At 71.1% G+C, this 2,773-nt stretch carries 3 protein-coding genes and 1 pseudogene; 1 reads left to right on the plus strand and 3 read right to left on the minus strand.

Annotated elements, in window-relative coordinates; translation table 11 throughout:
- From GJ634_RS14765 to glyA, 3 genes and pseudogenes are all read right to left on the minus strand, one after another.
- The coding region (locus GJ634_RS14765; protein ID WP_157503601.1) for a hypothetical protein at positions 1 to 183 on the minus strand (183 nt) is incomplete at its 3' end.
- Between the two features lie 60 nt (positions 184 to 243).
- Positions 244 to 1,137, minus strand: coding sequence for a tetrahydrofolate dehydrogenase/cyclohydrolase catalytic domain-containing protein (locus tag GJ634_RS14770; protein WP_157503602.1), 894 nt, complete (start codon positions 1,135 to 1,137; stop codon positions 244 to 246).
- Positions 1,138 to 1,229: 92 nt separating this feature from the next.
- Positions 1,230 to 2,476 (minus strand): annotated as a pseudogene (glyA, locus tag GJ634_RS14775) (serine hydroxymethyltransferase).
- A gap of 104 nt (positions 2,477 to 2,580) precedes the next feature.
- On the opposite strand from glyA, the gene GJ634_RS14780 reads away from it, so the two are divergent.
- Positions 2,581 to 2,773 (plus strand): hypothetical protein (locus GJ634_RS14780; protein ID WP_157503603.1); only part of this gene is annotated, 193 nt, incomplete at its 3' end.

Genomic DNA, 2,773 nt, shown 5'->3' on the forward strand with positions numbered 1-2,773 from the left:
GCCGACGGTCGCCGCGGAGACCGCAATCTGGACGAGGCCGCCGCCGACGCTCGCGGTCGCGCCGCCGGCCGCCGCGCCGCCCGCCGCGCCCGCGGCCGCCGGGCCGAACAGACAACAGAGGCTGAGCGCGCCGCCGAGGCCGAGCAGCGACCAGTTCGGGCCGCCGTCCGCGTCGTCAGTCATGCGGCCGTGACGACGGCGGCCGCGGAGTTGTAGCTTCGGGTAGTGGCGGGCCCCGCGGGCTCAGGGGAGTTCGACGTCGGTGCCGGTCTGCTCGCCGGCGGCCTTCACGGTGTTGTACAGCAGCATCGCGCGCGTCATCGGGCCGACGCCGCCGGGGACGGGCGTGATGGCGCTGGCCTTCTCCTTGGCGCTCTCGAACTCCACGTCGCCGACGAGCTCGTAGCCCTTCTCGGTGTCCGCGTCGACGCGGTTGATGCCGACGTCGACGACGACGGTGCCCTCCGAGAGCATCGACCCGTCGACGAGTTCGGTGACGCCGGCGGCCGCGACGACGACGTCCGCGCGGCGCGTGTGGGCGGCGAGGTCCTCGGTTCGGCTGTGGCAGACGGTGACGGTGGCGTTGCCGCCGTCGCTCTTCTGGACGAGGAGGTTCGCGAGCGGCTTCCCGACGATGTTCGAGCGGCCGACCACGACCACTTCCTTCCCCTCGGTGTCGACGCCCTCGCTGGCGAGGAGCTTCTGGATGCCGTGGGGCGTGCAGGGCTTGAAGCGGGCGTTCCCGGCGACGAGCTTCCCGACGTTCTCGGGGTGGAAGCCGTCGACGTCCTTCGCGGGGTCGACAGCGGAGAGCACGCGCTCGTCGGGGACGTGGTCGGGCGTGGGCGCCTGCACGAGGATGCCGTGGACGTCCTCGCGGGCGTTCAGGTCGGCGACCGTCTCGAAGAGCTCCTCGGCGGGCGCGTCGGAGTCGATGCGGACGTCCTCGGCGGCGATGCCGATCTCCTCGCAGTCCCGCTGTTTCATGGAGACGTACGTCTCGCTGGCCTGCTTGTCGTTCATCAGGACGGTCGCGAGCCGCGGCGTGACGCCGGCGTCCTCGAGCGTCGCCACGGAGTCGGCGAGCGCGTCGCGGACGTCGGCGGCGACGGCGTTCCCGTCGATGATGCTGGTCATGCAGCGACGTCCGCGCTCGGCCGCCTTCAATTCGGCGGTTCGTGCACAAAAGGACGGCCAGTCAGCACAGAATGCGCACGAACGACCAACAGCTACTCGTACAGCGGGTGGTCCTGACAGAGGCGCTCGACGGTCGCGGCGACCTCGGCGTACACCTCGGCGTCGCCGATGTTGTCGATGACTTTCGCGATGCAGTCGCCGACCGTCTCCATCGCGGCCTCGTCGAACCCGCGGGTCGTCAGCGCGGGCGTGCCGGCGCGAATCCCGGAGGGTCGAACGCCGACCGGGACTCGTCCGGGACGGTGTTGGCGTTCAGGACGATGCCGACCTCCTCGAGGGCCTCCTCGGCGTCGCCGCCGGAGACGTCCGGGTGGGAGTCGCGGAGGTCCACGAGCACGAGGTGGGTGTCGGTGCCGCCGGAGACCAGCGAGAAGCCGTGGTCCTGCAGGGTCTCGCCGAGCACCTCGGCGTTGCGCACGACCTGCGCGGCGTACTGGTCGAACGCGGGGTCGAGCGCCTCCTCGAAGCCGACCGCCTTCCCGGCGATGTTGTGCATCAGGGGACCGCCCTGCGCGCCCGGGAACACCGCCGAGTCCACGTCGTCGGCGTACTGCTCGTCGCACATGATGATGCCGCCGCGGCCCGCGCGAATCGTCTTGTGCGTGCTCCCCGTGACGAAGTCCGCGACGCCGACCGGCGAGGGGTGTTCGCCCGCGGCGACGAGGCCCGTGATGTGCGCGATGTCCGCCATGTGGTAGGCGTCGACGGCGTCAGCCGCGGCCTGAATCTCGCCCCACTCGACCTCGCGGGGGTACGCCGAGAACCCGGAGACGATCATGTCCGGCTCGAACGCCTCGGCGATCTCCCGCAGCGACTCGTAGTCGAGTCGCCCCGTCTCCGGGTCGACCTCGTACTGTTCGACGTCGTAGAGCTGGCCCGCGAAGTTCGCGGGGTGGCCGTGGCTCAGGTGGCCGCCGTGCGTGAGGTCCAGCGAGAGAATCTTGTCGCCGGGCTCGAGGACCGAGAAGTAGACGCCCATGTTCGCGGAGGAGCCGCTGTGGGGCTGGACGTTCACGTGGTCGGCGCCGAACAGCTCCTTCGCGCGCTCGATGGCCAGCGACTCGACGTCGTCGGCGTACTCGCAGCCGCCGTAGTAGCGCTCGCCGGGGTAGCCCTCGGCGTACTTGTTCGTGAGCTCGCTGCCCTGCGCCTCGAGGACGGCTTCGCTGACGTGGTTCTCGCTGGCGATCATCGCCAGCGTCTCGTTCTGGCGCTCGCGCTCGCCGGCGAGCGCGTCCGCGACCGCCGGGTCGACCTCCCGGACGTCGTCGTAGCTCATGCCTAGAGTGGCCGGTGCGCGCGGCATAAGTCTACCGAGCCTGCCATAATTCACCCCCGCCCCTCGACAGAAATATATGCCCGCTGGGAGTACGGGACAGCCGCGTGATTCAGTGGGAGACAACCGGCGCGGGGGTGGCCGCTGTCGACGCCGCCGGCAACGAAGTGACAGTGCGAGCACGCGACTGGCGGGAAGCCCGCGGGGGACGGGCGCTCGCGCGACCGGCGGACGCCGCCGTCTCCGGCGTCGCGACGCGGCTCTCCGTGCCCGCCAGCGAGGCGACCGTCTCCGCGTCCG

Origin of the sequence: Halobacterium sp. CBA1126, assembly GCF_009741975.1 — an archaeon.
Classification (GTDB): domain Archaea; phylum Halobacteriota; class Halobacteria; order Halobacteriales; family Halobacteriaceae; genus Halobacterium.